General features: G+C 50.4%; 21 protein-coding genes and 1 tRNA gene. 8 read left to right on the top strand and 14 right to left on the bottom strand.

What is annotated here, in order from left to right:
- Positions 1-68: 68 nt before the first annotated feature.
- The 7 genes from QT397_04040 to QT397_04010 form a co-directional block, all read right to left on the bottom strand.
- Entirely contained in the window at positions 69-533 is a 465-nt protein-coding gene (locus QT397_04040; GenBank protein ID WNZ56544.1) for a hypothetical protein, read from the bottom strand.
- A gap of 1,123 nt (positions 534-1,656) precedes the next feature.
- Positions 1,657-2,304 carry a carbonate dehydratase gene (gene can / locus QT397_04035; GenBank protein WNZ56543.1) on the bottom strand — a complete coding sequence of 216 codons (648 nt, stop codon included), beginning with the start codon at positions 2,302-2,304 and terminating at the stop codon, positions 1,657-1,659.
- 1 nt (position 2,305) lies between these two features.
- Complete coding sequence (locus tag QT397_04030) at positions 2,306-3,130, bottom strand: peptidylprolyl isomerase (GenBank protein WNZ56542.1); 825 nt, start codon at positions 3,128-3,130, stop codon at positions 2,306-2,308.
- A gap of 54 nt (positions 3,131-3,184) precedes the next feature.
- Positions 3,185-3,874, bottom strand: a complete 690-nt coding sequence (gene narI, locus QT397_04025; protein ID WNZ56541.1) for a respiratory nitrate reductase subunit gamma — start codon at positions 3,872-3,874, stop codon at positions 3,185-3,187.
- Positions 3,875-3,878: 4 nt separating this feature from the next.
- Entirely contained in the window at positions 3,879-4,601 is a 723-nt protein-coding gene (narJ, locus tag QT397_04020) for a nitrate reductase molybdenum cofactor assembly chaperone (protein WNZ56540.1), read from the bottom strand.
- A gap of 19 nt (positions 4,602-4,620) precedes the next feature.
- On the bottom strand, positions 4,621-6,168 hold the full coding sequence (narH, locus tag QT397_04015) for a nitrate reductase subunit beta (GenBank protein WNZ56539.1): 1,548 nt from the start codon (positions 6,166-6,168) through the stop codon (positions 4,621-4,623).
- Between the two features lie 2 nt (positions 6,169-6,170).
- A complete protein-coding gene (locus tag QT397_04010; GenBank protein WNZ56538.1) occupies positions 6,171-9,941 on the bottom strand; it encodes a nitrate reductase subunit alpha in 3,771 nt (1,256 codons plus the stop codon).
- A gap of 320 nt (positions 9,942-10,261) precedes the next feature.
- Here QT397_04010 and QT397_04005 point away from each other — a divergent pair, with 320 nt between their 5' ends.
- Together QT397_04005 and QT397_04000 are read left to right on the top strand one after the other, a co-directional pair.
- On the top strand, positions 10,262-12,112 hold the full coding sequence (locus QT397_04005; GenBank protein ID WNZ56537.1) for a histidine kinase: 1,851 nt from the start codon (positions 10,262-10,264) through the stop codon (positions 12,110-12,112).
- Between the two features lie 481 nt (positions 12,113-12,593).
- On the top strand, positions 12,594-13,271 hold the full coding sequence (locus tag QT397_04000) for a CHRD domain-containing protein (GenBank protein ID WNZ56536.1): 678 nt from the start codon (positions 12,594-12,596) through the stop codon (positions 13,269-13,271).
- A 122-nt stretch (positions 13,272-13,393) separates the two neighbouring features.
- Here QT397_04000 and QT397_03995 read toward each other — a convergent pair whose 3' ends face one another.
- Positions 13,394-14,593 (bottom strand): alginate export family protein, encoded by a 1,200-nt coding sequence (locus QT397_03995; GenBank protein ID WNZ56535.1) that lies wholly within the window; start codon positions 14,591-14,593, stop codon positions 13,394-13,396.
- Positions 14,594-14,977: 384 nt separating this feature from the next.
- On the opposite strand from QT397_03995, the gene QT397_03990 reads away from it, so the two are divergent.
- The gene (locus tag QT397_03990) at positions 14,978-15,421 is read left to right on the top strand and encodes an SRPBCC domain-containing protein (GenBank protein WNZ56534.1); all 444 of its coding nucleotides are present in this window, start codon (positions 14,978-14,980) and stop codon (positions 15,419-15,421) included.
- 201 nt (positions 15,422-15,622) lie between these two features.
- Here QT397_03990 and rtcA read toward each other — a convergent pair whose 3' ends face one another.
- The 4 genes from rtcA to QT397_03970 all read right to left on the bottom strand — a co-directional run bounded on the left by rtcA (position 15,623) and on the right by QT397_03970 (position 19,697).
- Complete coding sequence (rtcA, locus tag QT397_03985; protein ID WNZ56533.1) at positions 15,623-16,642, bottom strand: RNA 3'-terminal phosphate cyclase; 1,020 nt, start codon at positions 16,640-16,642, stop codon at positions 15,623-15,625.
- A gap of 45 nt (positions 16,643-16,687) precedes the next feature.
- Positions 16,688-17,848, bottom strand: a complete 1,161-nt coding sequence (locus QT397_03980) for a slipin family protein (protein WNZ56532.1) — start codon at positions 17,846-17,848, stop codon at positions 16,688-16,690.
- A 359-nt stretch (positions 17,849-18,207) separates the two neighbouring features.
- A tRNA-Ser gene (locus tag QT397_03975) sits at positions 18,208-18,279 on the bottom strand.
- Between the two features lie 188 nt (positions 18,280-18,467).
- Complete coding sequence (locus tag QT397_03970) at positions 18,468-19,697, bottom strand: RtcB family protein (protein WNZ56531.1); 1,230 nt, start codon at positions 19,695-19,697, stop codon at positions 18,468-18,470.
- Positions 19,698-19,916: 219 nt separating this feature from the next.
- Here QT397_03970 and QT397_03965 point away from each other — a divergent pair, with 219 nt between their 5' ends.
- The 5 genes from QT397_03965 to QT397_03945 all read left to right on the top strand — a co-directional run bounded on the left by QT397_03965 (position 19,917) and on the right by QT397_03945 (position 23,935).
- On the top strand, positions 19,917-20,495 hold the full coding sequence (locus QT397_03965; GenBank protein ID WNZ56530.1) for an RNA repair transcriptional activator RtcR family protein: 579 nt from the start codon (positions 19,917-19,919) through the stop codon (positions 20,493-20,495).
- Positions 20,492-21,514, top strand: coding sequence for a sigma 54-interacting transcriptional regulator (locus QT397_03960; protein WNZ56529.1), 1,023 nt, complete (start codon positions 20,492-20,494; stop codon positions 21,512-21,514). Before QT397_03965 ends, QT397_03960 begins: the two co-directional genes overlap by 4 nt.
- A gap of 60 nt (positions 21,515-21,574) precedes the next feature.
- Positions 21,575-22,585 carry a hypothetical protein gene (locus QT397_03955; GenBank protein WNZ56528.1) on the top strand — a complete coding sequence of 337 codons (1,011 nt, stop codon included), beginning with the start codon at positions 21,575-21,577 and terminating at the stop codon, positions 22,583-22,585.
- Positions 22,585-23,064 (top strand): C13 family peptidase, encoded by a 480-nt coding sequence (locus QT397_03950; GenBank protein ID WNZ56527.1) that lies wholly within the window; start codon positions 22,585-22,587, stop codon positions 23,062-23,064. Before QT397_03955 ends, QT397_03950 begins: the two co-directional genes overlap by 1 nt.
- An 88-nt stretch (positions 23,065-23,152) precedes the next feature.
- Complete coding sequence (locus QT397_03945) at positions 23,153-23,935, top strand: TSUP family transporter (protein WNZ56526.1); 783 nt, start codon at positions 23,153-23,155, stop codon at positions 23,933-23,935.
- Here the strand turns inward: QT397_03945 and QT397_03940 are convergent.
- The gene (locus QT397_03940; GenBank protein ID WNZ56525.1) at positions 23,923-25,245 is read right to left on the bottom strand and encodes a glycosyltransferase; all 1,323 of its coding nucleotides are present in this window, start codon (positions 25,243-25,245) and stop codon (positions 23,923-23,925) included. The two genes, QT397_03945 and QT397_03940, sit on opposite strands and share 13 nt — an antisense overlap.
- Positions 25,242-26,225, bottom strand: a complete 984-nt coding sequence (locus QT397_03935; protein ID WNZ56524.1) for a glycosyltransferase family A protein — start codon at positions 26,223-26,225, stop codon at positions 25,242-25,244. Before QT397_03935 ends, QT397_03940 begins: the two co-directional genes overlap by 4 nt.
- Between the last annotated feature and the right edge of the window lie 173 nt (positions 26,226-26,398).

The raw sequence follows: 26,398 nt of genomic DNA, 5'->3' as shown, positions 1-26,398 counted from the left end.
GGGGAAAAAGTAGAGCAGCCAGTACTTTCTGACTACTCTACTTTAGATATTGGCCTTTTAAAGGTTACTTATGGCACGAAAGATGCCTGGGGATTTGTGGAGATAGTACCGGTTATTTTGCAGTCGCTACCAATACCAACGCTTGGGAGTACCGCGGCATTAAAAGTAATTTCTCCGGTAGATTGGTTAAAACTACCGGTAATATCACCAAAACAATTGCCGGTAATAGCTGCAACAGTTACATCTTTTAGGGTAACGGTATTCCCTGCATTACCTACCAATGTATAGGGCAGATTGGTAAAGCTAACTGCTCCACAAAGGAAACCAGTATTCAGTGACAAGCTGCCCACAGAGGCGTTACCTGCTGAATTTGTTGTAGAACTACCGGATAGACCACAAGTAAGGTTTATACCCTTAGATACTTTTATATCACCGACATTGGCCAGGCCAATGGTACCTTGGGGAGACCAGGTGTCAGCGGCTGCGCCGGTGCTAACAATTGCCAGGGCGAGCGCGGTAAGGATCTTTTTCATGTTCATTATTTCCTATTTTTAGTAATTAGAATAGGTAGAAGCATGAATACGCTGAGTATTCATCCCTTACGGGTAATGCATCTACATTAATCATCGCTGGAGAAGCAAAAAATTGGGCCCACTTAAACTGCAGTAATATTCAACTTCCAAGTCCTCTTATCTCCACTCCTATAAGACGCTCTTCTTCGTCAGTTCGGAGGGATACAAATTTTGATAAACATGGTATTTGATGCCAGTTTTAGTTATATTTTTTTCATGAGGATAAATATCGGGAATATTTATTAATTTTATGAATTTATAAATTACTTAATGATTTTCATTTATTCGCGAATATATTTATTTATAATAAGTAAGCCACAATCTGGGGGCGCAAAACTCTTTATCTTTGTCTGCTTATCCTTAATTTCTTGTTACTAAATTTGAATATTTTTCAAATATTGAGTTTTCAGTAATCGAAGGTTTTAAGATAAATATTTTGTCTCCTATCGATGTTCGAAAATCAGATAGACTTCAGGCGATAAAGTGGCATAGAAAGTAGCGTTTTAGGAAAAGCAGAGTGCTACGGGGAGCAGCAAGCGCAGAATAGGAGAAAGAGAGATTTTAGCGTATAACTCACATATCCAAATTGATGTTCAAATGATCAATTTGGTTTTGTACTTCTAAAAGTTACTCAGCTCGTTCTAGGGTTTGGCCTTCAATTTTTGCTAACGGATTATCTCCTCACCAAAATCTATCTCTAGCTCTTATTACGCCAGTATCCCGCGATCTTGAGTGCATTGGCTTTATTTCGCAGCTTGGGTAATTCTGGTATTTGAGGGCCATATCAGTAATAAACCGCTATTTATTTATCATATTAGGGATTTAATCGCTGTGCCTTGCACTCAGTGCAGTATTGGGAGTTAGAAGAAATAGAGATAAGCATGAGTCGAACCTGTGATTGAGGATAACGGTATTTATGGTTACCCTCTTTGCAGTTTGGAAAGATACGGCGGTATCGCTCCGCCCCAGCTGATGCTGATAGCCGTCGGCTTTAGCAGAAGCGAAGTGGAATCAAACGCTGCATTTCTAAAAATATTTAAATGCAACTGCGCTATTTATACTTATGGTCTCAGCAGTTATAAACTCACCCCTCCTCCTGCACCTCACCATAAACATGATAAATCTCTGGCACCTGGCCGCGGTCGTCCATCCGCATTCCCAGATCTCTAATCAGGCCGTCGCGAATATCGTAGATCCAGCCGTGCAGGCTCAGGCGTTGGCCTCGGTCCCAGGCGTGTTGGACTATCTTGGTCATGGCCAGATTTTGTACCTGTGCCATTACATTCAATTCACAAAGGCGCGCTGAGCGTGATTCTTTATCGAGGGATTCCAGCTCTTGCCTGTGGCGGGCGTAGACATCCTTGATATGGCGCAGCCAATTATCCACCAGGCCACATTCGCTGTGGCCCATGGCGGCCTGTACTCCGCCGCAACCATAGTGGCCACACACCACCACGTGTTCCACCTTGAGTACTTCCACGGCGTATTGCAGTACCGAGAGGCAATTAAAGTCTGTGTGTACTACCACGTTGGCGATATTGCGGTGTACGAACAGCTCCCCCGGTGCCATGCCCACAATCTCGTTGGCGGGCACTCGGGAGTCAGAGCAGCCGATCCATAAATACTTGGGAACCTGTAGGCGGCTCAGGCGTTGGAAAAACTGCGGGTCCTGCGCCGTCCTATCCTCTGCCCAGGCGCGGTTGCGTGCGAACAGTTGGCGGATCTCTGCCACCTCAGTGAGCCTCCCCCGATAAATCGAGGCCGGAGATTTGCGCGGCCTGCACCATTTGTTGCAGGTAATCGCTGGTCATCTGGCGGCGGCGTTTTTCGGTCAGGTATTCCTCGATGCGCTCCGAGACATATTCGTATTCCAGCGGGCGGCCCGCTTCGCATTGCTCCACATAAATCAGGTGCACGCCGTAGGGAGTCTCCACGGGTTCCGCTACCAAACCGGTGCCCTGCTCGAACACTGCGCGCTCGAAGGAGGCAACGGTGTCACCGCGCCCGACCTGGCCGAGGCTACCGCCGGCCTCGGAGGAGGAGCAGGCTGAGTGGGATTGGGCTAAACGAGCGAAAGATTGCAGCGGATTGGAGTCGGCGCGAATCTGTTCCAGCATATTCTCGGCTGCGGTACGTGCCTTGGCGCAGGCCTCGGAGTCATCCGGTGCAGCCGGGATCAGGATATGGCGTACTTCTGCGAGGGGATCGGAGCGGAACTTATACGGGTGGGCTTCGAAGTACGCGCGGCACTCGGCGTCGGTTGCCGGGTTCACCTGTAGCTCACCTTTTAATAGATCTGAGACTGCGCGATCGAAAGCCTCACTGTGCAAGTCTTCGTCGGCAGCGCAGAGCCCCTGCCCTGCGGCTCGATCTCGTAAAAGCCAGCCGATAACCAGAGCGCGTGCGGCGCAGTAAATCGCCTGACGCGGAGAATCGGCAGGCTGGTATTGCATCTCTTGGTAGATCAGGTCGGCGGGGATTTCAGTTCCGTTAACGGCCACTACCTCGGCCATCTCAAATTCGCCGCCGGCAGCATCAGTGGCCAGTAATGTATTCATGACTCAACTCCACACTGGGCCCGCTCATGGCGGGCCATTTAATAGTTACAGGGATTAACGCGCGGCTTTGGCGCGAACTACCTGGTAATTGCGGCGGAAGTACTGCACTGGAACACTCCATACGTGTACCAGGCGGCTGAAGGGGAACAGCAGGAACAGGGTCATGCCGAGGAAAATATGCAGCTTGTAAATGATGTTCACTCCGCTGATTGCAGCAGCTGCACCGGCACCATCTAGCGTGACAATGGACTGAGCCCAAGCCATCAGTTTGAGCATTTCAGCACCGTCCATATGGCCGGCAGATACCACAATACTGATCAGGCCGAGGATCAATTGCGCGTAGAGCATCAGCAGTATGGCCAAGTCCATTTTGGAAGTGGTGGCGCGTACGCGCTTGTTGGTGAGGCGGCGCTTAACCAGAATAGTGAGACCGATAAAACAGATCACCCCGAAGAAACCACCGATCCCCATTGCCATCATCTGCTTGGTGGAAGCTTCAATGCCGAGGAAGTGCCACACCGCTTTGGGTGTGAGTAGGCCGACAAAGTGGCCCGCGAGAATGGCGATCACCCCGATATGGAACAGGTAACTGCCGATGCGCAATTGCTTGCGCTCCAACAACTGACTGGAGCCGGTGCGCCAAGTGTACTGGTCGCGGTCGTAGCGGATCAGGCTACCCACCAGAAATACCGTGAGGGCGACAAAGGGATAGATGGCGAAGAGCAGCGTATTCAGATAGTTCATCTTGTTACTCCTGTGGTGCGGGCTGGGCAGAATTCTGCGCGGCGTTGGCCCAGTTAAGGGGCTGGCCGTCGCGCAGCTGCGCATTGCTGGGCCGCGTTATTGACTGGTCGCAATTGTTGGCGCCGCTAAAGCTAACGGCCTCTTCCTCCCAGATCTTGTCCAGCGCCTCGGGGGTATCGTCACGTTCTTCGTTGGCGACTTCTTCCTTGAGTGCTGTCAGATCGACATATACCCCGGCCATCTGCAAGAGCGCATCCATCAGCAGGTGATAGGGACTCTCACGCTTGGACAGACGCGCGCTCAACAGGGCTATCACATGGGTAATATCGTGAACCCAGCCGTAGGCTGCTTCCCCCTGGGTGGCACAGAACTCTAAGTAGGTGGGCAGGTAATCCGGCAGTTCGCGCTCATTCAGCTCAAGGCCGGCGCTGCGATAGCGCGCGGTCAGGTCTACCATGGCTTGCCCGCGATCACGGGATTCGCCGTGGATATGCTCGAAGATATGCAGGGATACAGCGCGGCCGCGCTCGAACAGACCGTCGTATTCGCTCTGCCAATCGAGCGCATCCATACGCTCGTAATGGGAGATAAATGCCAGCAGCTTGTCGCGCAACGGAGCATCCAGATCCTCGGATTCAGCCAACCAGCTGGTCAGCTCATCCAGGTGCGCCACCAGCTCATCGGACGGGTAATCCAGCAGGCGGGCGATCAGGTTTAGTACTTTCATCGGTATTCTCCGCTCGACCTTAGTCGACTACTTTGGCGGGTATTACTTCGCGCACTGCGTGCTGCTTGCCACCGAAAATATTGGTGCTGTCGTTGCCGGTGCTACAGCCGTTGCCGAAGCTGAAACCACAGGAGGACTTCATGTCGTAGGCGTTTTCGGCGTAGGCCTTATGGCTTGAGGGCACCACGAAGCGATCCTCGTAATTGGCCAGTGCCATGTAGCGATACATCTCTTCTACCTGGGCTACGGTCAGGCCAGCCTCTTCCAGCAATTCGCGCTCCTGAATGCCGTCCACATGGATGCCACGCATATAGGCGCGCATCACAATCATGCGTTCCAGGGCACGGGCCACTGGCTTCTCGTCGCCGGCGGTGAGCAGGTTGGCCAGGTATTGCAGCGGGATACGCAGGGTGGAGAGATCGGGGATCTCGGCGCCGCGACCCACGGTAACGGTTTCCACTTGGCCGGCCTGCACTGCGTTCTGGATCGGAGACAGGGGTGGCACATACCAAACCATGGGCAGGGTGCGGTATTCCGGGTGCAGCGGCAGGGCGATCTGCCAGTCGATGGCCATCTTGTACACCGGAGATTTCTGCGCAGCTTCGAGCCAGGCTTCGGGGATACCTTCAGCGCGGGCAGCTTCCTGGACCTTGGGATCGCTGGGGTCGAGGAAGATATCGCACTGGGCCTGGTAGAGCGCTTTTTCGTCTTCTACAGAAGCGGCTTCCTCAATGCGGTCTGCGTCATAGAGCAGTACGCCCAGGTAGCGGATACGGCCTACACAGGTCTCGGAGCAGATGGTTGGCTGACCCGCCTCGATACGTGGGTAACAGAAGATACACTTCTCAGATTTACCGGTTTTCCAGTTGTAGTAGATCTTCTTGTAGGGGCAGGCGGATACGCACATGCGCCAGCCGCGACATTTGTCCTGATCGATCAGAACAATGCCGTCCTCTTCGCGCTTGTAGATGGCACCGCTGGGGCACGCAGAAACACAGGCCGGGTTGAGGCAGTGTTCGCACAGGCGCGGCAGGTACATCATGAAGGTATTTTCAAATTCACCGTAAATGTCGGCCTGCACCTGCTCGAAGTTTTTGTCCTTTTTACGCTTCTCGAATTCGGTGCCGAGAATCTCTTCCCAGTTGGGGCCCCATTCGATTTTTTCCATGCGCTCGCCAGTAATCAGCGAGCGCGGGCGGGCTACCGGTTGGTGCTTCTGCTCCGGAGCCTTGTGCAGGTTCTGGTAGTCGAAGTCGAACGGCTCGTAGTAGTCGTCGATCTCCGGCATATCCGGGTTGCCGAACAGGTTGGCTAGTACGCGGTGCTTGCCACCAATCTTCGGCTGCAATTTACCGTTCTTCTTGCGAGTCCAGCCGCCGTTCCATTTGTCCTGGTTCTCCCACTCTTTGGGGTAGCCAACACCGGGTTTGGTCTCGACGTTATTGAACCAGGCGTATTCAACCCCCTCACGGGAGGTCCACACATTTTTACAGGTCACCGAGCAGGTGTGACAGCCGATACATTTATCGAGGTTCAGCACCATGCCTATCTGGGCTCTAACTTTCATTGCTACACCTCCTCTCGCGTCGGCTCTTTGACGTCTTCACCATCCAGCCAATCGACCTTGTTCATTTTCCTGACCACCACAAATTCATCCCGGTTACAGCCCACAGTGCCGTAGTAGTTGAAGCCGTAGGACTGCTGGGCGTAGCCACCGATCATATGGGTGGGTTTCATCACCGCGCGGGTTACGGAGTTGTGGATACCGCCCCGGGTGCCGGTAGTTTCCGCTCCCGGTGTATTCACGATGCGCTCCTGGGCGTGATACATCATGGCCATACCGTCGGGCACTCGTTGAGATACCACTGCGCGGGCAGCAATGGCGCCGTTGACGTTGAAGATTTCGATCCAGTCGTTGTCTTCAATACCTGCCAACTTGGCGTCGTACTCACTCATCCAAACGATGGGTCCACCACGGGACAGGGTGAGCATCAGCAGGTTATCGGAGTAGGTGCTGTGGATGCCCCACTTTTGGTGCGGGGTGATCCAGTTCAGCAGGATCTCCTTGTTACCGTTGGGCTTCTGGTTCAACACCGGTTGCACGGTTTTCAGGTTGATCGGCGGCTTGTACACACACATGTTCTCGCCGAAGTCACGCATCCACTCGTGATCCTGGTAGAACTGCTGGCGGCCGGTGATGGTGCGCCAGGGGATCAACTCGTGCACATTGGTGTAGCCGGCGTTGTAGCTCACATGCTCATCTTCCAGGCCAGACCAGGTGGGCGAGGAGATAATCTTGCGAGGCTGCGCCACGATATCGGCGAAGCGAATTTTTTCGTCTTCCTTGGGCTTGGCCAGATGGGTGTGATCGCGACCGGTAATCTCACCGAGAGCTTCCCAGGCCTTCACGGCTACCTGGCCGTTGGTTTCAGGGGCCAGTGACAGGATCATTTCGGCAGCATCTACCGCGCTGTCGATACGGGCTCGGCCATCGCGGGCAGTTTCGTCCTTCCAAGTGCGGTTTAGCTTCTTGAGGAAGTCCACCTCTTCGTCAGTGTTCCAGCTGATGCCCTTACCGCCGTTGCCGAGTTTCTCCAGCAGCGGGCCTATAGAGGTAAAGCGGTTGTAGGTGTTGGGGTAGTCGCGTTCCACCTCAATCATGCTCGGCGCGGTAACGCCGGGGATCAGGTCGCACTCGCCTTTCCACCAAGCCTGTACACCAAACGGCTGGGCGATTTCTCCGGGGGTATCATGGTGGATCGGCAGAGTCACCAGATCCTTTTCCACCCCCAGGTGGCCATCGGTCAGGTTGGAGAATTCCTTCGCTATGCCTTTGAAAATTTCCCAGTCACTTCGCGCCTCCCAGGCCGGGTCCACCGCCTTGGTGAGCGGGTGAATAAAGGGGTGCATGTCTGAGGTGTTGAGGTCGTCCTTCTCATACCAGGTGGCCGTCGGCAATACGATGTCGGAGTAAAGACAGGTGGTAGACATACGGAAGTCCAGTGTCACCAGCAGATCCACTTTGCCCTCGCTGGGGGCGTCATGCCAGGCCACGTCTTCTGGTTTTTTGCCGCCTTCTTCACCCAGGTCTTTGCCCATCAAACCGTGCTTGGTACCAAGCAGATGACGCAGCATGTACTCGTGGCCCTTACCAGAGGAGCCGAACAGGTTGGAGCGCCAGATAAACATATTGCGCGGGAAGTTCTGCGGGTTATCCGGGTCCTGGTTGGCGAATTTGAGCGCACCGCGCTTGAGCTGCTGCACCGTGTAGTCTTTGGCAGACATACCGGCGGCGGCGGCATCTTTAGTCAGTTGCAGGGGGTTGATCCCCAGCTGCGGCGCGGAGGGCAACCAGCCCATGCGCTCGGCGCGGCTGTTGTAGTCGATGATGGAAGCCTGCCACTTGCTCTTGTCGGCCAGCGGCGAAACCACTTCATCCATCTCCAGCTTCTCATAGCGCCATTGGCTGGCGTGGTTATAGAAGAAGGAGGTACCGTTCATATGGCGTGGTGGACGCTGCCAGTCGAGACCGAAGGCGAGTGGGGTCCAGCCGGTCTGCGGACGCAGTTTTTCCTGTCCCACATAGTGAGCCCAACCACCGCCACTCTGGCCGATACAACCGCACATCATCAGCATATTGATGATCCCGCGGTAGTTCATATCCATGTGGTACCAGTGGTTGAGACCCGCCCCCAGAATTACCATGGAGCGTCCACGGGTCTTGTCGGCGGTGTTGGCAAACTCACGGGCTACCTGGATGACATTCTCACGACGACAACCGGTCACCTTTTCCTGCCAGGCGGGGGTGTAGGGCTTGTCTTCGTCGTAGCTCTGAGCACAGTTGGGGTCGTCGAGACCGTGCTCAACACCGTAGTTCGCCAGGGTCAGGTCATAGACGCTGGCTACTTTTAGAATCTCGCCATCTTTGTTTTGAACAAGCTTCACCGGCACCTTGTAGTCGATTACTTCATCGTGTTCGGTGTGCTGGAAGTAATTGTGCTCGTGGGTCTGGCCTCCGAAATAGGGGAAGGCGACCTGGGCGATTTCATCGGCGCAGTCTTTAAGGCTGAGCTTCAGCTCCAACTCTTCGCCACTGCGACCATCGCGCTGCTCAATATTCCACTTGCCACGGCCTTCTTTCGCTGAGGGCTCTCCCCAGCGATAACCCATGGAGCCCTGAGGGGAAACCAGCTGGCCATCGTGATTAACACCGATGGTTTTCCATTCCGGGTTGTTATCCTGGCCGAGGTTGTCCGCCAGGTCAGAGGCGCGCAGGAATCGGCCCTGTACCAGTTTGCCGTCGCGCTCTTCCAGGGTCACCAACATCGGCATATCGGTGGTGGTCCGCACATACTCGGTGAAGTAGGCGCTGGGCTTGTCGACGTGGAATTCTTTCAGGATCACATGGCCGAAGGCCATCGCCAGAGCCGCATCGGTACCCTGGCGCGGTGCCAGCCAGGTGTCGCCAAACTTGGAGCACTCTGAGTAGTCAGGTGTGACCACACAGGTTTTGGCGCCCTTGTAACGTACTTCACTGAGGAAATGCGCATCCGGGGTACGGGTTTGAGGCACATTGGAGCCCCATACGATCAGGTAGTTGGAGTTGTACCAGTCGGCGGACTCGGGTACGTCGGTTTGCTCACCCCAAACCTGCGGTGAGGCGGGCGGAAGGTCACAGTACCAGTCGTAGAAACTCAGGCAGTTGCCGCCGATCAGAGACAGATAACGGGCACCAGCAGCGTAGGAGACCATGGACATGGCGGGAATCGGCGAGAAGCCGGTCACCCGGTCGGGACCGTATTTCTTGGTGGTGTAGACGTTGGAAGCGGCAATCAGCTCGTTAACTTCATCCCACTTGATCCTCACAAAGCCGCCCATACCACGGCGCTCTTTGTAGGACTGCGCCTTGGCCGGGTCTTCGACAATACTGGCCCAGGCCTCCACCGGATCACTGTGTCTCAACTTGGCTTCGCGCCAGAGTTTTACCAGACGTTTGCGGATTTTCGGGTACTTGAGGCGATTAGCTGAGTACATATACCAGGAGTAGCTGGCACCACGGGGGCAGCCGCGAGGCTCGTGGTTGGGCAGGTCCGGGCGGGTGCGCGGGTAGTCGGTCTGCTGGGTTTCCCATGTGACCAGGCCGTCTTTGACGTAGATCTTCCAGCTGCAAGAGCCGGTACAGTTCACCCCGTGGGTGGAGCGCACAATCTTGTCGAACTGCCAGCGACGACGGTAGCCATCTTCCCAGCTGCGGTCGTCATTCGTCTTTTCCCCGTGTCCTCCGGAAAAGGGCTCTTTTTGTTTCTTCAGATATTTCAGTCGGTCCAGGAAATGGCTCATGCGGTACTCCCAGGGCATCGGCATGCGGTTAAAGCATCGGTTTACCGGGAATATAAAAGGGAGGGACGGCAGGATCACCTGACCAAAAAGGGGTAGAAAAGCGACGAACTACCCCCGAGTGGGTAGGGAAACGACGCCAGGGGGCCGCTATGGTGGAGCCCTATCCCAGCAATAACAGGGCCTCTGTGCAAAAAACAGGCGTCAGGTTAAATTATGTGCAAAACTGGCGATCTTTAGTGGTACCCACAACTTTGTGCGCCAATGGACGGCACAATAGAGATCAGCCATCCACAACCGCCCCAGGGCGAAGTGAATCCGATATGCTGAACCGAATTCGACAGTCCATCGTCTACCGCATCGGCACCCTGATGCTGCTCACTGTGCTGGTAGCACTGAGCTCTATGGTGGCGTCCTATATTATCTCCGATGCCGCCGAAAACGATGCCGCCGCCGTTAACCTCGCCGGATCATTGCGGGCTATGAGCTACCGACTTGCGGCCACCGCACCCTCCGGGGATGTCGAAACCACAGCTGAGTTGGCAGACGAGGTGACCGCACGCCTGACCCGGGTACTCAGCATTTCCGACTTCACCGCCAGCGATAACCTGCCCGCAGCCCGCAATTACCGCAAGGTAATCGAAAGCTGGGAGGGCGAAATCCGCCCACTGCTGGAGTCCATTGCCGCCGGGCGCACTTCTATGGACTCCTTGCAGTTAGCCAACCGTCTGGAGCCCTTTATCAGTGATGTGGACACACTGGTGTTTGATTATCAGACCATCGCCGAGGAAAAAATAAGCCTGCTGCGTTTGGTGCAGGTGGGGTCACTATTTGCCATTGTAACCCTGGTGTATCTCTCCCTGTGCATATTGCACCGCTCTGTGGAGCAGCCTCTAAAGCAGCTGACCAATCGCTCCCTGAGCATCGCCCAGGGAGACTTCAACCAAAACCGCCTGGAGATTAACAGCGAGGACGAGCTGGGGGTTTTAGCACGCACCATCAATTATATGAGCGATGAAATTCATGCGACTCACCGGGATCTTGCCCATCGCGTGGAGTTGAAAACCTCACAGTTACAGAAGAGCCATGAGGCATTGGACTTCCAGTACCGCTTGGCTCGGCGGATCAGCGAAGGCCCACTCTCGGGAGCGGAATTGGGCCAGTGGCTGGGAGAGTTCGCCAATGTCGCCAGCTTGAATAACCTCGACCTATGTCTGATGACACCGGAGGGGGAAGCGCCCTATGAACATTTGGTTCAAGGACTCGGTAATGCCCAGTGCACAGGCAGTGAATGCCATATCTGCGTAAACACCTGCGGCCCCTCTGATGAAGACCAACAGCGCGTGTACCGATTCCCACTGGAAGTGGACAAACGCAATTACGGTGTACTCACCTGCACCCTACCCCGAGGTGAGAGCCTTGATGAAGAACAGCAGCAACGCTTGGCTACCTTTGCCGACAGTGTCACTGCGGCCATCGCCATTAATGAGCGAGAGGCTCAGGAGCGCCGTGTTGCCCTACTGGACGAGCGCGCGATCATCGCCCGGGAGCTACACGATTCCCTGGCCCAATCCCTGTCCTATCTGAAAATTCAGGTTACCCGACTCAACCGCGCCAATCGCAGTGAGCAGGTGGACAAGTCCAAGGTAGAGGAGATTATTACCGAGCTGAAAGAGGGCCTGGATTCCTCTTACCGCCAGCTGCGCGAACTGCTCACCACCTTCCGACTGCAAATAGGTCCCGGCGGCCTGCGCAGTATCCTGGAGCAATCTATCCTCGCTTACCGGGAGCAGCACCCGCAGATTAACGTCCTGCTGGACTACCATCTGGACGAAGTACCACTAACTCCCCACGAGGAAATTCACCTGTTACAACTGGTGCGCGAGGCCTCGCAAAATGCTGTGTACCACTCCCAGGGCGATATGGTGCAGATCAGCCTGACCCAAGCCGACAACCACTCCCTCAATGTACGCATCCTCGACAACGGCATCGGTATCAGCAACGCGCCGGAGAAACGCAATCACTTCGGTATGTCGATCATGCAAGAGCGCGCCAGCAACCTGAATGGCAATCTGAATATCCGCCGCCGCGACGAAGGGGGCACCGAAGTGCGCTTCAACTTTATTCCCCTCTACGCCCGCGAGCGGGAATTGGTGTGGAAAGACGTGGGGTGATAACTCTCTACCTTTATGAAAGGTCACTCGGAACGAACACATTAGTGCCGCCCCTATCATTCGAAATCCGCCAGTATCTTTATTACTAAAAAGGGAGAAGGAGAGAATACACCGCGCTCGGGACCCTATGAGGCATGGATGCCGATTAGGAGCTTGCAGGGATGTATTCACTGCGTGTCTCGAGTGCGGTGTATTCTTTCCTTCCACCCTAGTAGTAACTATCTTCAACGACCTTATTACCTATCCAAGCGCTCTCCCATCCTGAAGCTTCTCCGACACCCAAGTAGCTATCGTCAAAAATACTGACTCTTAAATTGACCCCCAAGGGCCAATAGCGAGCCCATATGCTACAAGTACTTATCGCTAGCCTATCCCGTGATTCACACCGATGACATTGGTGAATATCAGCCCCCTCGATGGCCTGGCACCCAACCATTCCATCAAGCAATGACTATATCGATTTAATAGAGAGGAGAGGTTTATGAAACTGAGTTCATTGCCCAGAGCCACTTTCTTAATGTTGGCAGTATTTCTGCTGGCTTATTCTGCATTCACGATTTCCGATAGCCATAACAAAAAAGAGAAAGATCCATCAGCTGCCAAGCATGGGGCTGGTGGTGAGAAAGCCTGGTCCAAAGCGGGCAATGACAAGATGTTCACCATCTTTAAATCTGACTTAACCACCGCTAATGAGAATATGCTCGGCAAGAAGGTGAATCCGCAAACCCCCAAAGATGCCGATGGCTTCTTTATTGGCGCCTACGACAAACAGTCACATATGCTGCACTTTATGGTGGGCTACAGCGATCTATCAAAGGGCGGGGTGGCAATGTCGCACTTCCATATGCAATGTACAGGCGATGGCAAAGAGCCCCCTATTTGCAAGCCGGGTAAACCTAGTGGCCCGATTATCCAGACTATCTGCGGAATGCCCAATCACCCGGGTATGGTCCCGGACTGGCCCGAGACTAAAACTGACAAGGGCAAGCACGGCCTGGCAAAAAAATGTGCTGAAGGCACCAGTGGATATATTATGGGCAAGTGGATGGTGGAGGAGCCCTATCGCAAGGCGCTAATGGATGGGAAGGTCTTTGTTAACTTGCATACCCAGCTGGACCCCAAAGGTGAGGTTTCTGGCCTGTTAACAATGGATAAGTAGATTACAAATTTACTGACGCGTCTATAAGTCAGAGTTTACTGGTGAGACAAGAAAAAGCTGGGCTTCGTTATGTACAAGCCCAGCTTTTTTATATCTACTTGAAAATTGTTAATTAACAAAAATCAGAATTTTGCTGTAAGCATCAACCAGAGCTTATCGGTATCCTCACTATATTCATCTGCATCGTAAGCGGCATACTTTACCAACGCTGAGAAATATTCATTAAACTCGTGACCGTAACTGATATTCCACTCAGTCCCGTAATCTGCTGAACCTTCATTGGCCTCAAAACTGTGGTAAGTAATCCCCAAATCTCCCCCGGCAAGCGCCAGGCTGGCACCGAGATATAAATCTTCAACACCATCTGCTGGAGTTTCAATGAACTTATCTGTGTAGCCTTGGAATTTGTGTAGTGTAGCCAGTGGTGTGCTAAAACCCACACCGTCGTCAGAACCCAGAACTTCATAACCCAATTTGCCTTTTACCGGCCCTAATGGCGCGGCAACTTCAGCAAGGTAATAGTCGGCTGCAAAATTACTGGGATTATTGCCGATATCCTCCTGGCGGGCATAACTCAGCTGAGTTTCAAACAGGCCAAAATCTCCCCGGTAAGCGGCACCGAAAGTACGGGATGAGAAGCTCTCAGCGTTATCCAGATCCAAGTTGTAGAAGAAGGCAGTTAACTTATGCGCTTCTACCAATGGATAGCTGGCATGAAACAGTTGAATATCCCCATCCAGGTCCGATAAGTCACTGTCTTCACCAAAAATACGGTTTACATTGTAGATATAGCTGTAATCCAGCTGTAACTCCCCTTCCCCGCCAAATTGGTAACGCAGGCCGTCATATGTCTGTTCATTCTGACGCCAACCCACGCCACCGATAAAGCGCTGATCGTCCAGGTTAATTCTCTGTCGACCGGCAACCACCATGGAGTTAAAACCACTGTACTTTAAATAGGCTTGATTAACCTCAGTGCCCTGGGGGTCGACAACGACGGGGTGCTCGGTATTGCCATTCACTGTGGAATTGTAATTGTCGTTGCCAATTTCACTAATGTCATCCACTTCAAAAAACGCATCAAAACCACGGTAGTTGCCACTGGTCCAATTCAGGCGGGTTCTCAGGGTCGAGGCGATAGCAACATCGTCCATATTGTCCTGGTCAACGTTTTCTACCCGGTAACGAAGATTCACTCCCACCTCTCCTGAAGTCAGTGCATCAGTGAGTGTGGCGCTTTCATTCTCTGCTGCGATAGTCTGGTAGCTGGAAATCCCAAGGATGATGGCCGCGATTACGGTGGACAATTTCTGTTGTTTCATTCGCCGTTCCTTTGCAAAAATATTTTGGGTGGAAGGCAACTGCACAAATATGATCGAAACCATTCCCGATCACAGCAGTTATCCCAGTGCGAGTGCATTATGCAGGCGGAGTACCCAGCGATTTATTGATGTATATCAGATTGATGCCTCGCTTTTAGAAAGATTTCCTAGAGGTTTCTGAATAAAAAATTGTTTTGGAAAATAACATTGATTAAGCGAAGTTAAATAAATCAAAGATGGCGGCTACTAACAAAAAAAACCGTAAAAGTTTTCATATTTATCGGACAAATTAATGGGCTTTAAAAACTTGTGAAATTAGTGCCAGCTGCTAAAAGTTATATTCAAATTAGCTCCAGCAATAATAACCAAAAGGGAAATACAATCATGCCTGACTACACCACCTCTTTCTTAAGCCCAGTCACTCAGGAAGAAGCTTACCGGGCAGTTGCTGAAAAGATGTCCCAATGGTGGACGCCAACTAGCGGCCCTTTCCTGGCGGTGGGCGATACCGCCAAGACCGGATTTGGTGGCGAGTCCTACTGGGTGTTTCGCGCCAAAGCTTTGGTACCGCAGAAGTTAATCGAACTTGAGTGTATAGAGTCTAATATGGTTTCTGAGCAGGTTGATGATCCCCAAGAATGGCAAGGCAGTACTCTTCGCTTTGAATTTGCTAACGAACCCGGTGGTACCCGCCTCACCTTTACCCATATCGGTCTCTCACCGGAGATGAAATGCTGGAAGATGTGCAAAAGCGGATGGGATTACTATTTGCCAGGAAGCCTTCAGGATTACCTCAAAGATGGGACTGGCAAACCAAATAACTATTAGTGAGATAGGAGGACCCCGCAGGTGCGGGGAACAAAAGGTGTGAAAACAGGGCTTTTAATCGCCTTCCGGTTTACCGCTGCATCTACAGAGAACACTAAAACTCTAACCTATTGTTTTTAAACAATTTTTCGACGGCTTTGGCAATATCTCAGGGCTGGGGCAACCCAGCCCCTTGTACCTAACATCGGGCTTTCTTTTCTCTTAGCAGTTCTCAACCACTACTCGCCACTGGCCCTCTCCCACTTGGTGCAAATCGATAGCCACTCCTGTTATCTGACGCACAACTTCGATATTGGTCAAGAGGTGGAGGCTCGGCTTCAGGGTAGTGAAGCTTCCACCGGCACCCAGCACCAATGGGAGTATCAATTGGTCGGCCAGATGTTCGCCCACAGGTACGCCAGCGTGTATATAGCGCTGCATCTGCCGAATCGCGCGATCGGCAACGCGCTCAGCGCTAACACCCTGCTGCCCCATAGCCTCAAACACCTCAGTCACTTGCTGGGACTGCAGACGCAGGGAGAGTACATTGCCAGGCCCTTGGGACTTCACCTGCCTTTGATGCAGACGCTCCGATCGCCATTCGCACTTCTTTCGTACCTGCGCCAGCTCCCGCTGGGCCACATGAGCAGGAATATGGGCCGAGGTCGCCACAGCTTCAGCATTCAGAAGTTCACCCCGTTCTGTCAGCTCCAGTTTTGACCACTGCGATAGCGGCTGGATACGTGTGCGCCATGAACCACCCCCGGCAGGATAGAAACCATAATCATCCAGAGCCACCTCCACACCAGCGCCCATACGAGCCAACAGGGGTAAATATGCCTGGGCTATAAAATCAAAGCTAGGAGCCTTTTTATTGTGAGTGCCGCCTTCAAGACACAGCTCACTGACACCATCGGACAATAACAGCGGTAGCAACACGGTTTGAAACACCAAACTGGTACTTCCGGCCGAGCCAATAGGAAAGTGGTATTTACCGGGACGCACTTTTCCCGGTGCAAAAGTAATTTTCGAAGCACCCAATTGTTCGCCGCTGACTTCGGCATGGCTAATTGCTTTGGCTGCTCGCAAGCAGGCTAGGTGCTGACGCAACAAACCGGGTTTTTTACGACCTGCTCGAATATTCTTAATTCGAACCGGTACCCCTAAACAAACAGACAAGGTGAGGGAAGTCCGCAAAATCTGTCCGCCGCCCTCCCCCTGGGCGCCGTCTATCTCAATCACTGTTTAATTCCTTAAAATTTACATCTTTTTTGGTGAATGGCGCCTTTAAGCCGTAGGACGTAACTTCACCAACTCATTCATCACCCCATCGAGACCGCCATATACGGAAATTTTATCGATGCGGGTACTGACCCGTTCCAAAGCTTCCAGTTCTTTCAAGCGCAACAATACCGGGTTGTTATCCATCAGCTTGGCGGTATTGTGCAGAGATCTCATTGCTTGGGTTTCTTCTCTGCGCTTAATCAGATTTGCCTCAGATTCCTTCTGCGCTTCTACAACCTGATTAAGGATCATCTTCATATCGCCGGGCAAAATAATATCCTTAACCCCGACACTGGTAAGCTCGATACCATATTTCGCCAGCTTGTCGCGGATGCCAGTCGCAATCACAATATTCAACCTGTCCTTATCAGCCAGAAGGCTATCCAGGGTTTGAGTACCCACTGCCTCGCGCAAGTGCAGCTGCAATTCGCGATAAATAAAACCTGTACTATCGCTGAGCTTTAGCGCTACTTTTTTTGCATCGGCAATTTTGTAAGCACCAGTCAAGTTGATACGCAGGCTGACCCGATCCTTGGTCAGGATTTCCTGGCCGCTGACTTCGATGGTTTTCAACCGCAAGTCCAGTACCTTGACCTCGATAGAGCGGTTGTATTTCCAGTAGCCATAACAGCCGGGCTGTAACACCTTTTCCAACTTACCGTTGACCATTAACAGGCCCACGTGCTCATCGGGAATCTCGTTGTAGCTTACCGCCTGAAGGGCGGTGCGCATTTGTCCAGCACGTACACCTCGCCCCAGTAAGCCCAGGACTTTTTTATCGATGGCGTATTCCTCAGAGATGTCCAGGATTTCCACCCGCACGGATTCACCGCCCTTCCACACAGCACGAAAAGTACCCGGTGGCAAAATATCGACCAGGTGATTATCCCGGTAAAACAATCCCACCTGATGGTCTGACAATTCATAGGATTGCAGGTATTCACCAAGGACCTCACCATAGGTGTTTAACAAAAATTTGGCTTTGATTTCACCGAATACCACATCGGTAATATCATAAGTTTCTGCCCGTACATCACCGGACAATAGGGATATACGATGGCTGCCAGGTGGCAGCACCCCTTCAAAACGGTTGCGGCGAAATAGCAACACTCGCTCGCTATCCGCAACATCCACGTTCTTCCATATTTTGAACAGAGATATCATGGTTCTTATCTTTTATTCCGTTTCCATACTGCGCTACCGCAATGGGTGGGGCCCGTCCAGCGACAGGTGGTAAACCGTTTGTGCCGAGTGGAGCCCAGCGGCAGAGGAATTACGATTTTCTCAACTTAGCTCCCCTGAGCCTGCAGCCAAAATCCTTGGCCAGGAGACACAATCATAAATCTTGCCGCTGGATCGCACAGGGCAGACCCACGATTAACGACACAGTTGCCAGAATGCCTCCGCAGTAAATCGCTAAATCCTATTTACCGTATCGAGAGGCTATCGGGCCCCAGGTAGATTTTTAATGGGGAGTCGAACCCCAGGCTCTCGCCTCTTTCCAGGTCGTTTGGATAACGATGGGACTTTGGCAGGAATCGAACCTGCTACAAATCGATAAGTTATCGACTGCTCTACCAAATGAGCTACAAAGTAGGCGTTTGAACTTCTACCCCGTGGGTACACCTGCCGCCATAGGCGGTGGTGCCGGGCCGGGATTCAGAACCGGCTCCGTTGACGGGCTAAAGGCCTCAAACTCGGTTGCGGCAACCCGGCAAATTCGCCCGGCAACCTGCATGCTTGGCAATTGCTTTAGTTCGGCCGATCCCTGGCCTAAAACGCGTCAGCCTTTGACGCAAACCACTTGCTTGAGGGTGTAGACGATTTCCACCAGGTCTTTCTGTGCTGCCATAACCTTTTCGATAGGTTTGTAGGCCGATGGGGTTTCATCGATCACACCCTCGTCTTTTCGGCACTCCACATCGGCGGTGGCCGCGCGATGCTCTTCCAGGGAGACCAGCTTTTTGGCCTTGGTACGGGACATCACTCGTCCGGCCCCATGGCTACAGCTACAGAAGCTTTCTTCGTTACCCAGCCCCCGCACAATAAATGACTTGGCCCCCATACTACCGGGAATAATACCCATTTCGCCGGCACGCGCTCTTACAGCGCCTTTCCGGGTCACCAACACATCTTTGCCATAATGATGCTCACGGGAAACGTAATTGTGGTGACAATTCACCGCTTCCATCCGTGCCTCAAAATCCATCCCCAGGGCCTGCTTCACCGCGCTAATAGTTCGCACCATCATTACTTCGCGATTGATACGGGCAAACTCCTGCGCCCACTCCACCGCCTGCACATAGTCATCAAAGTGCTCTGTACCTTCCGGGAAATAGGCCAGGTCACTGTCCGGTAAGTGGATATGCCAGCGCTCCATATCCCGCTTGGCTTTCTCAATAAAGTAAGTACCTATTCGATTTCCCACTCCCCGAGAGCCACTATGCAACATCAACCACACGCTACCCTGTTCATCCAGGCACATCTCGATAAAGTGATTGCCTGTACCAAGTGTTCCCAAGTGATTGATATTATTAGTATTTTTTAATACCGGATGCCTCTCTTTGAGCAGTTCAAACTGGGCGGCTAGAGGCGCCCAACCGGCAAGTGCATCGTCCGGTGGATTCTCCCAGGCCCCCTTGTCCCGCCCTCTCCCCCGGTGCCGGCCAGTGCGGCCGTGGGGCACGGTGCGTTCGATGGCGCTGCGCACTCCAGCCAGGTTGTCCGGCAGTTGCGCCGCCGTCAGGCTGGTGCGAACCGCCATCATGCCGCAGCCAATATCCACCCCTACGGCAGCGGGAATTACTGCCCCCAGAGTTGGGACCACACTGCCAATAGTGGCGCCTTTGCCCAGATGTACATCAGGCATCGCCGCGACCCATTTATGGACGAATGGCATCTGCGAGATATTTTTGAGCTGCGCTTTGGCTTCATCTTCAAAAGGCACACCCAGGGTCCAGGACTTAATCGGTACCCCACCTGCCTGCATTACTTCATATGGCATTGGTTTCATCTTCCACTCCTTTTGAAACCGCGCTTGGTATTCATGTGTTTCATTTAGTTATTGATATAGCGAATTGGGTGCCAACTTTTGCAAACAGCTGAAAAATACTTGTAACTTATTGTTTTTTAACGATTTATTTTCTATCTCAGGGTTTTTTAGTAGATTTCTTGAGACAAGGGATTCATAAATATCTATCTTTTTTGATAGTTAAATCATATTTTAGATAGCATGAAGACAATCGCTATCAGTATTCTCGGTACCAGTAAGGACCGGCGCGGCAAAGGCGACAAGCGCTGGGATAAGTGGCGCCCAAACATTTCCATGTGCCAGCACGATGACCTATTGATCGATAGGCTGGAGCTCCTTTTCGACAACCACTCGAGAAGCCTGGCTGACCAGGTCACAGAAGATATTGCGCGGGTCTCTCCAGAGACCGAAGTGGTCCACCACCGGGTGAACTTCAATGACCCTTGGGATTTCGAGAGCGTGTATAGCAATCTGCTGGATTTCGCCCGCGCCTATAGCTTCAAGCCGGATGACGAGCAGTACCTGGTGCATATCACCACCGGTACCCATGTAGCTCAGATCTGCTTGTACCTGTTAACAGAGGCGGGGTATTTCCCCGGGCGTCTGCTGCAAACTTCCCCGGCGCGAAAGAACAGTAGCTTGCCGGGCGAATACCAAATCATCGATTTGGACCTGTCCAAATACGACCAGATTGCCTCGCGCTTCCAGAGGGAACACCAGGAGGGCACCACCTATCTGAAGGGGGAATCGAGACCAACAATCTCGCTTTTAACCAGATGATCGAGCAGCTGGAGCAGGTATCGATTCGCTCCGACGCCCCCATACTAATTACCGGTCCCACAGGGGCAGGTAAATCCCAGCTGGCCCAGCGTGTCTTTGAACTACGCAAGCAGCGGGGCAAGCTGGAAGGTGGCCTGGTAGCCGTTAACTGCGCCACCCTGCGCGGCGAAAATGCCATGTCCGCCCTGTTCGGCCATCGTAAAGGCGCCTATACCGGTGCCACCACCCACCGTCCAGGCTTGCTAATGGAAGCAGATAAGGGCCTGCTGTTTCTCGATGAAATCGGTGAGTTGGGACTGGACGAGCAGGCCATGTTATTGCGTGCGATTGAGCATAAACGCTTTATGCCTTTCGGCTCTGATAAGGAAGTAAGCAGTCACTTCCAGCTGATCACCGGTACCAACCGGGATCTGGTACAGCTCTGCCAAGAAGGTAAATTTCGTGCGGACCTGCTCGCCCGTATCGATCTGTGGACCTACCGACTTCCTTCTCTACGAGAGCGTATTGAAGACCTGGAACCCAATATAGATTTTGAGCTGGAGGCTTTCTCCAGGAAATCCGGGCATCTTGTCAGCTTTAATAGAGCAGCACGGGAAAAGTACCTGAGTTTTGGGCGCTCCCGCGAGGCCAGCTGGTCTGCGAACTTTCGCGACCTTAACGCCAGTATCCTGCGTATGGGTACCCTCGCCGACGGTGGGCGTATCACGACTCAGGTAGTGGAAGAGGAAATCCATAGGTTGCGAATTAAATGGCAAAACCCACTCACAGATTCATCGCTACCCCTTGCCCGTATCGAAACACTGCTGGGGCGTGACCACATCGAGCAGATGGATTACTACGAGCAAATCAAACTAGCTGGGCTAATTCAGGTTTGTGCAGATTCCAATTCGATGGCAGAGGCCGGACGCAAATTATTTCAAGTGAGCCGCACCTCAAAAAAATCCAACAACGACTCACACCGGGTACGCCAACTTTTAGATAAATACGGTCTTAAATTCGACCAGTTGAATAAAACATAGAGGCCCTCTGGCATCTTTTTTTGTTAGTCTGATTCCAAAAGCCGGACGCTGGATCATGGAATGAGATACACCTATTTGACTCCGTTTATTTTCTTACTCAGCGCCTGTGAGCCAACCCAGTTCGCAGGTGGTACCGCCTTGCCAGATGGCTCTGTTTACAAAGGCGAGATGCTTAACGGTCTGTTTCATGGGCAGGGTCAGCTCGAATGGCCCAATGGCAGCCATTATCGTGGCGACTTTCGAGAAGGTCGCATGACAGGTGAAGGTGAGTTAACTGGAAGTGATGGCTGTAGCTATGAAGGGGAGTTCCTAAACGGAGAATTCCATGGCAAAGGCCGCTATAACTGTGATGAAACCGAATGGGCGGGAGAATTCCATGAAGGGGAGCTGCAAAGCGGTACTTTAAATTGGGATGAAGATGGGAGCTATCATGGTGAATTTTTAGACTTTGATCCCCACGGTGAAGGCAAACTCACTGCAGAAGATGGCAGCTTTTATCAGGGCAGCTTTGAAAACGGTTTTTTAATACAAGGTAGCTATTCGGATAGCGATGGTCATCGTTATACCGGCAATTTCGAATACGGCTCCTATTCCGGCGAAGGTGAACTCACACAGCCCGACGGTACGATTATCCGTGCTACTTTCCGCTATGGAGAAGCAGAAGGTGAAGGTATGCGAATTATTGCCGATGCTGAAGGTAACAAAATTGAAGAGCCTGGTTATTTCTCCGATGGCACTTATTACCCCAGCGAAGACGCCTGGCGCGCACAGACGGATATTCCCGGTGCCCAAGCAGAAGCCAGGCTCTACAGTGAGAGTGAGCGCTTACATAATGCTATAGAAGCCCTCCCCTCACAGAGACCTGGCGTACGCGATACTTACACCCTACTGATAGGTGGTGACGGTACCTCTCCAGTATTTGCCAGGGAGCTGGACTGGGTGGCAGAGCGCCTCGATGAAGCCTTTAGCATTGACCAACGTATGCTACGCCTCAGTAACGGCGGCGGATACGGTTTCCCCTGGCTACCCGCACCAGTATCCAGGAAAGCCTTAATGCAATTGATCAGTTAATGGACCCCAAAGAAGATTTACTTCTCATACACCTGGTCAGCCATGGTGCTCGAAATGGAGATTTCAAAATTGCCGAGGGGGAGATTCCCCTAAATGATTTCTCACTGAAAGATGGGCAACGATTGCTGGACAATATTAACGCCCAGTACCAGTGGATCGTTGTTTCAGCCTGCTTTTCCGGTCAATGGGTAGAAGCCCTACATAGCCCCAATCGGGTCATCTTTACTTCGGCCGCTGCGGATCGCAGCTCCTTTGGATGTAGCGATGATTCCGAGCGCACCTGGTTTAGTTCCGCGCTTTACGGTGAAGCCCTCAATCAGGGAGTGAATAATCCTGAGGCATGGTTTGAAGCCGCCAAGTTAAAAGTAACCGAGATGGAACAGGAACAGGGGATTAAAAGAAGCCGCCACTCCCTGCCCCAATATTCAGTGGGAGAGAATTTCCTAATGTGGTGGCATGGAAAAAAATCGATTTATTAATTTTGGAATTCCGGTGCAAACCGACTAAAAAATTATTTTTGGTACTATTCACTATCTACCATAATACCAAGCGAAAGGAGATACCTTCTTGGAGTTCGCTAGCCTCTCTGTAGAGTTATTGTTTATATTGTTTTTCGTCGCTGTTATTGCGGGCCTACTTGATACACTAGCAGGTGGGGGCGGCCTGATAACTGTACCGGCCCTTATTCTTAGTGGCGTCCCGCCACTAGCTGCCTTGGGCACCAATAAATTACAAGGCAGTATTGGTACTGCAACTGCTACCTACATGATGCTTAAAAACAACAAGATCAGTTGGGATGGAATTAAAAATCTAATGCTATTTGCCTTTATTGGCGCAGCCATGGGCACAATAGCAGTACAGTTCATTAATACTGATGTTTTGTCATTTATTATCCCTGCTGTTCTTTTATTTATCGCTATTTATTTTATAGTTTCTCCATCCCTTACTCATAGTAGTACTAAACCCAAGGTCTCAAGAAAGAAATACCAATATGGCGTAATCCCATTTATTGGTTACTATGATGGTATGTTTGGCCCCGGAACTGGATCATTTTTTGCCTTATCAGGCGTTGCCTGTAGAGGACAGGATTTACTAACCTCCACGGCCAATGCAAAACCTCTCAATTTTTCCACTAATATCGCATCTTTAATCGTATTCTTATTTGCCGGTCAAATTTTATGGGTTGCGGGAATCTTAATGATGATTGGACAAGTTATAGGTGCCTGGCTGGGATCTCATTTTCTATTTAAAATTAATCCTGGTTATTTACGGGGAATGGTAGTTCTTATGTGTGGTGGAATGTTAATAAAATATATCCACTCTATGGGATGGATAGATTATATCTTCTGAAGGGTATGGAGGTGGCTGGAACTCAGAAAAATCAGATTAAACATTGAGACTTTGGATTGTTTTATGGAGCATCTAAAAAGATCTTTAATGAACTTCTTTTTAAGCTCCATCAACTCCTTCTTGATCTCGGTGATTTGATTCGATAGCTTGCTCTCAAAATCCTCATTGATTATCGACATATACTGCTCAAACCGGCTCTGTTTTATTAGATATTCTAATCTCTCTAGCAATTCATCATTGGAAACTCTTCTCCTGGCTCGTTTCCTGGTTAATTTTATCAGTGGCTTTACCCAGTCAGGCAGTCGATAATAAGTATTTTGAAACCCTCTGCTCATGGAGTATCTAAAACCATTTTTCCGTATATAGCTAGATAGCTTTGATGGTAGCAACCTATAAAATAGATTTAAATATTTATCCATCTTATTGCAGTCAGAATACCACTCTTTCACCAAACTCTGCTTATCTCTGTCCAACTTCAGATTGCCCAAAGCTTCATTAAATTCTCTTTTTGTATATTTTTCGACTAATTTTGATTTGGTTAATAGAGAAATTACTTTTTTATCACCATAAAGCGGTCGTAATTCTATCAAATACAGCAACCAACATCCCAGAAGATCATTCTTATAATCCGCATCTCTAGCATTTTTTGTTAAGTAGTCAAATACATAGTGGTATTGATTCACCAATCGCTGAACCATTAGATCACTTTTCTTTTCATCTATGTTGACTAAACTATACGACCCAATATCTGGTAAAACTAATATTGATTTAGCCTTGACGGTTGTTATCCAATGTAGAGAGTGACCATTAACGCAGGAACCCAAAATAAATTCGAATAGTTTATTTCCACAAACAAAGTCCCTGCGATAAAACCTCCTGACATTTATAGAATTTATTTTTAAAACAAACCTGGATTTATCATCAATGGATTCTGAGAATTTTTGTAGGGGTTTATTATGGCTAAAAAATACTACATCAGGATTCTCACTATTGACTATATCCTGTAATTTAGGAATCAATGTAGGGTACCAACAATCTCCCTCATCGATAAATCCAACATACTCTCCTAAAGTATTTTTTACTCCAAATTCAAAAATTAGCTGGTCATCAATCTGTGAAGTACTCGGAATATGAATACTTCGAATTCTGGGCATTGAACCTGTAAAGTTATTAATCCGGCTTCGCTCATCATTTTCGCAAAAATGAAGAACAAGTATCTCTATGCCCTTGTACTGCTGTCGAATAATACTCTGTAGACAGGTATTGAGATAGACACCGCTAGACTTTGAAATAACGACAATCGAAATCATGCGTATACCACTGAAGTTCGGTAATCTAATACAGAATTAGCAATATCTGGATCTTTGTCAAAGAGCATTCTCAAATCCGCATTACTCAATGATAGAAAAGATCTTGTAAACTGAGATTTAAAGCTCCCCCTATACTCTTCGTCAAGATTACGCCAGCACCAGTTAAACAATGCTAACTTGCTTTTGACATACAAGTGGTAAAATCTATCTCTAAGATTAATATTCTTATTAAAGAAGTCTTCAATCTCATCAAAAACCTGTAATACAGATATACGCCGTGCATCTGAAATATTTGACAGCCTATTTCCTGTGGAATCTACATTATGAGTACAAAAAGGGGATTCAAATAATGCAATATCTTTAGCATTTGTAAGCAAATTCCAATGTGCTAACACATCATTATGTACAGGCGTTTGTGAAAATCTAAGGGAAACCCTTTTTGCATAACTGGTTTTAATCAATCTATTCCAAGGGAAGGGTGTTAAACATAGAATGCTATCATGATCAAAAGTGGAAAAAGTCCTGTTACCAAAGGTTCTAATCGCCCTATAGAAAATGAAATTGTCATCACCTGCCATACCGAGATTAATAGTGCTTCCCGGAAATCTACACTGATAGGCCATCAACAATACATCACTGTTAACTTTTGTAGCCATTGAAACAGCTCGATCCAACATATTTGGGAGGATTAGATCATCGGCATCAAAAAATAAAGTCAGCGGTTCAGCTATTTCATCGAGAGCACTATTCCTACAGTAGCCTGCCCCATTGTTTCCATCGTTTAAAATAATTTTATATGGGATTCTATTTTTCTGAAGAAAATCAGCGGCCAACCCAACCGTGGTATCTGAGGAATTATCGTCAGATAAGTAAATTTTTACATCAGTCGTATTATTATGAACAATAGAGTTCAACGTATTAACAATATTATTTTTTTCATTGTATGTTGGTATCACCACCCCAACTTTACTGTTAGGCATACAAACTCTCTTTATAATTCTCTCAATTATCCCAAAGCAGCAGAATTAAATGTAAATTCAATAAGTAAATTAATTTGAATATAATCAAGTCTGATAAAGGCTGTACCACTTAAAGTAGACAGCTATACACCTTTTTTCAAACTTATTGATCGATGATTTGCTTAAGCTAGATG

This window comes from Microbulbifer sp. MKSA007 (genome assembly GCA_032615215.1).
Lineage (GTDB): Bacteria > Pseudomonadota > Gammaproteobacteria > Pseudomonadales > Cellvibrionaceae > Microbulbifer.
This window is presented reverse-complemented; position numbering and strand designations above follow the sequence as displayed.

Bases quoted from the DNA above. Each gene is read 5' to 3' on its own strand.
- QT397_03970 (WNZ56531.1), bottom strand. From the start codon at position 19,697: ATGAAACCAATGCCATATGAAGTAATGCAGGCAGGTGGGGTACCGATT.
- narI (WNZ56541.1), bottom strand. From the start codon at position 3,874: ATGAACTATCTGAATACGCTGCTCTTCGCCATCTATCCCTTTGTCGCC.
- QT397_03965 (WNZ56530.1), top strand. From the start codon at position 19,917: ATGAAGACAATCGCTATCAGTATTCTCGGTACCAGTAAGGACCGGCGC.
- narJ (WNZ56540.1), bottom strand. From the start codon at position 4,601: ATGAAAGTACTAAACCTGATCGCCCGCCTGCTGGATTACCCGTCCGAT.
- narH (WNZ56539.1), bottom strand. From the start codon at position 6,168: ATGAAAGTTAGAGCCCAGATAGGCATGGTGCTGAACCTCGATAAATGT.
- QT397_03955 (WNZ56528.1), top strand. From the start codon at position 21,575: ATGAGATACACCTATTTGACTCCGTTTATTTTCTTACTCAGCGCCTGT.
- QT397_03950 (WNZ56527.1), top strand. From the start codon at position 22,585: ATGGACCCCAAAGAAGATTTACTTCTCATACACCTGGTCAGCCATGGT.
- QT397_03960 (WNZ56529.1), top strand. From the start codon at position 20,492: ATGATCGAGCAGCTGGAGCAGGTATCGATTCGCTCCGACGCCCCCATA.
- QT397_03935 (WNZ56524.1), bottom strand. From the start codon at position 26,225: ATGCCTAACAGTAAAGTTGGGGTGGTGATACCAACATACAATGAAAAA.
- QT397_03980 (WNZ56532.1), bottom strand. From the start codon at position 17,848: ATGATATCTCTGTTCAAAATATGGAAGAACGTGGATGTTGCGGATAGC.
- QT397_03940 (WNZ56525.1), bottom strand. From the start codon at position 25,245: ATGATTTCGATTGTCGTTATTTCAAAGTCTAGCGGTGTCTATCTCAAT.
- QT397_04040 (WNZ56544.1), bottom strand. From the start codon at position 533: ATGAAAAAGATCCTTACCGCGCTCGCCCTGGCAATTGTTAGCACCGGC.
- QT397_04005 (WNZ56537.1), top strand. From the start codon at position 10,262: ATGCTGAACCGAATTCGACAGTCCATCGTCTACCGCATCGGCACCCTG.
- QT397_03990 (WNZ56534.1), top strand. From the start codon at position 14,978: ATGCCTGACTACACCACCTCTTTCTTAAGCCCAGTCACTCAGGAAGAA.
- QT397_04010 (WNZ56538.1), bottom strand. From the start codon at position 9,941: ATGAGCCATTTCCTGGACCGACTGAAATATCTGAAGAAACAAAAAGAG.
- QT397_04030 (WNZ56542.1), bottom strand. From the start codon at position 3,130: ATGAATACATTACTGGCCACTGATGCTGCCGGCGGCGAATTTGAGATG.
- QT397_03995 (WNZ56535.1), bottom strand. From the start codon at position 14,593: ATGAAACAACAGAAATTGTCCACCGTAATCGCGGCCATCATCCTTGGG.
- QT397_04000 (WNZ56536.1), top strand. From the start codon at position 12,594: ATGAAACTGAGTTCATTGCCCAGAGCCACTTTCTTAATGTTGGCAGTA.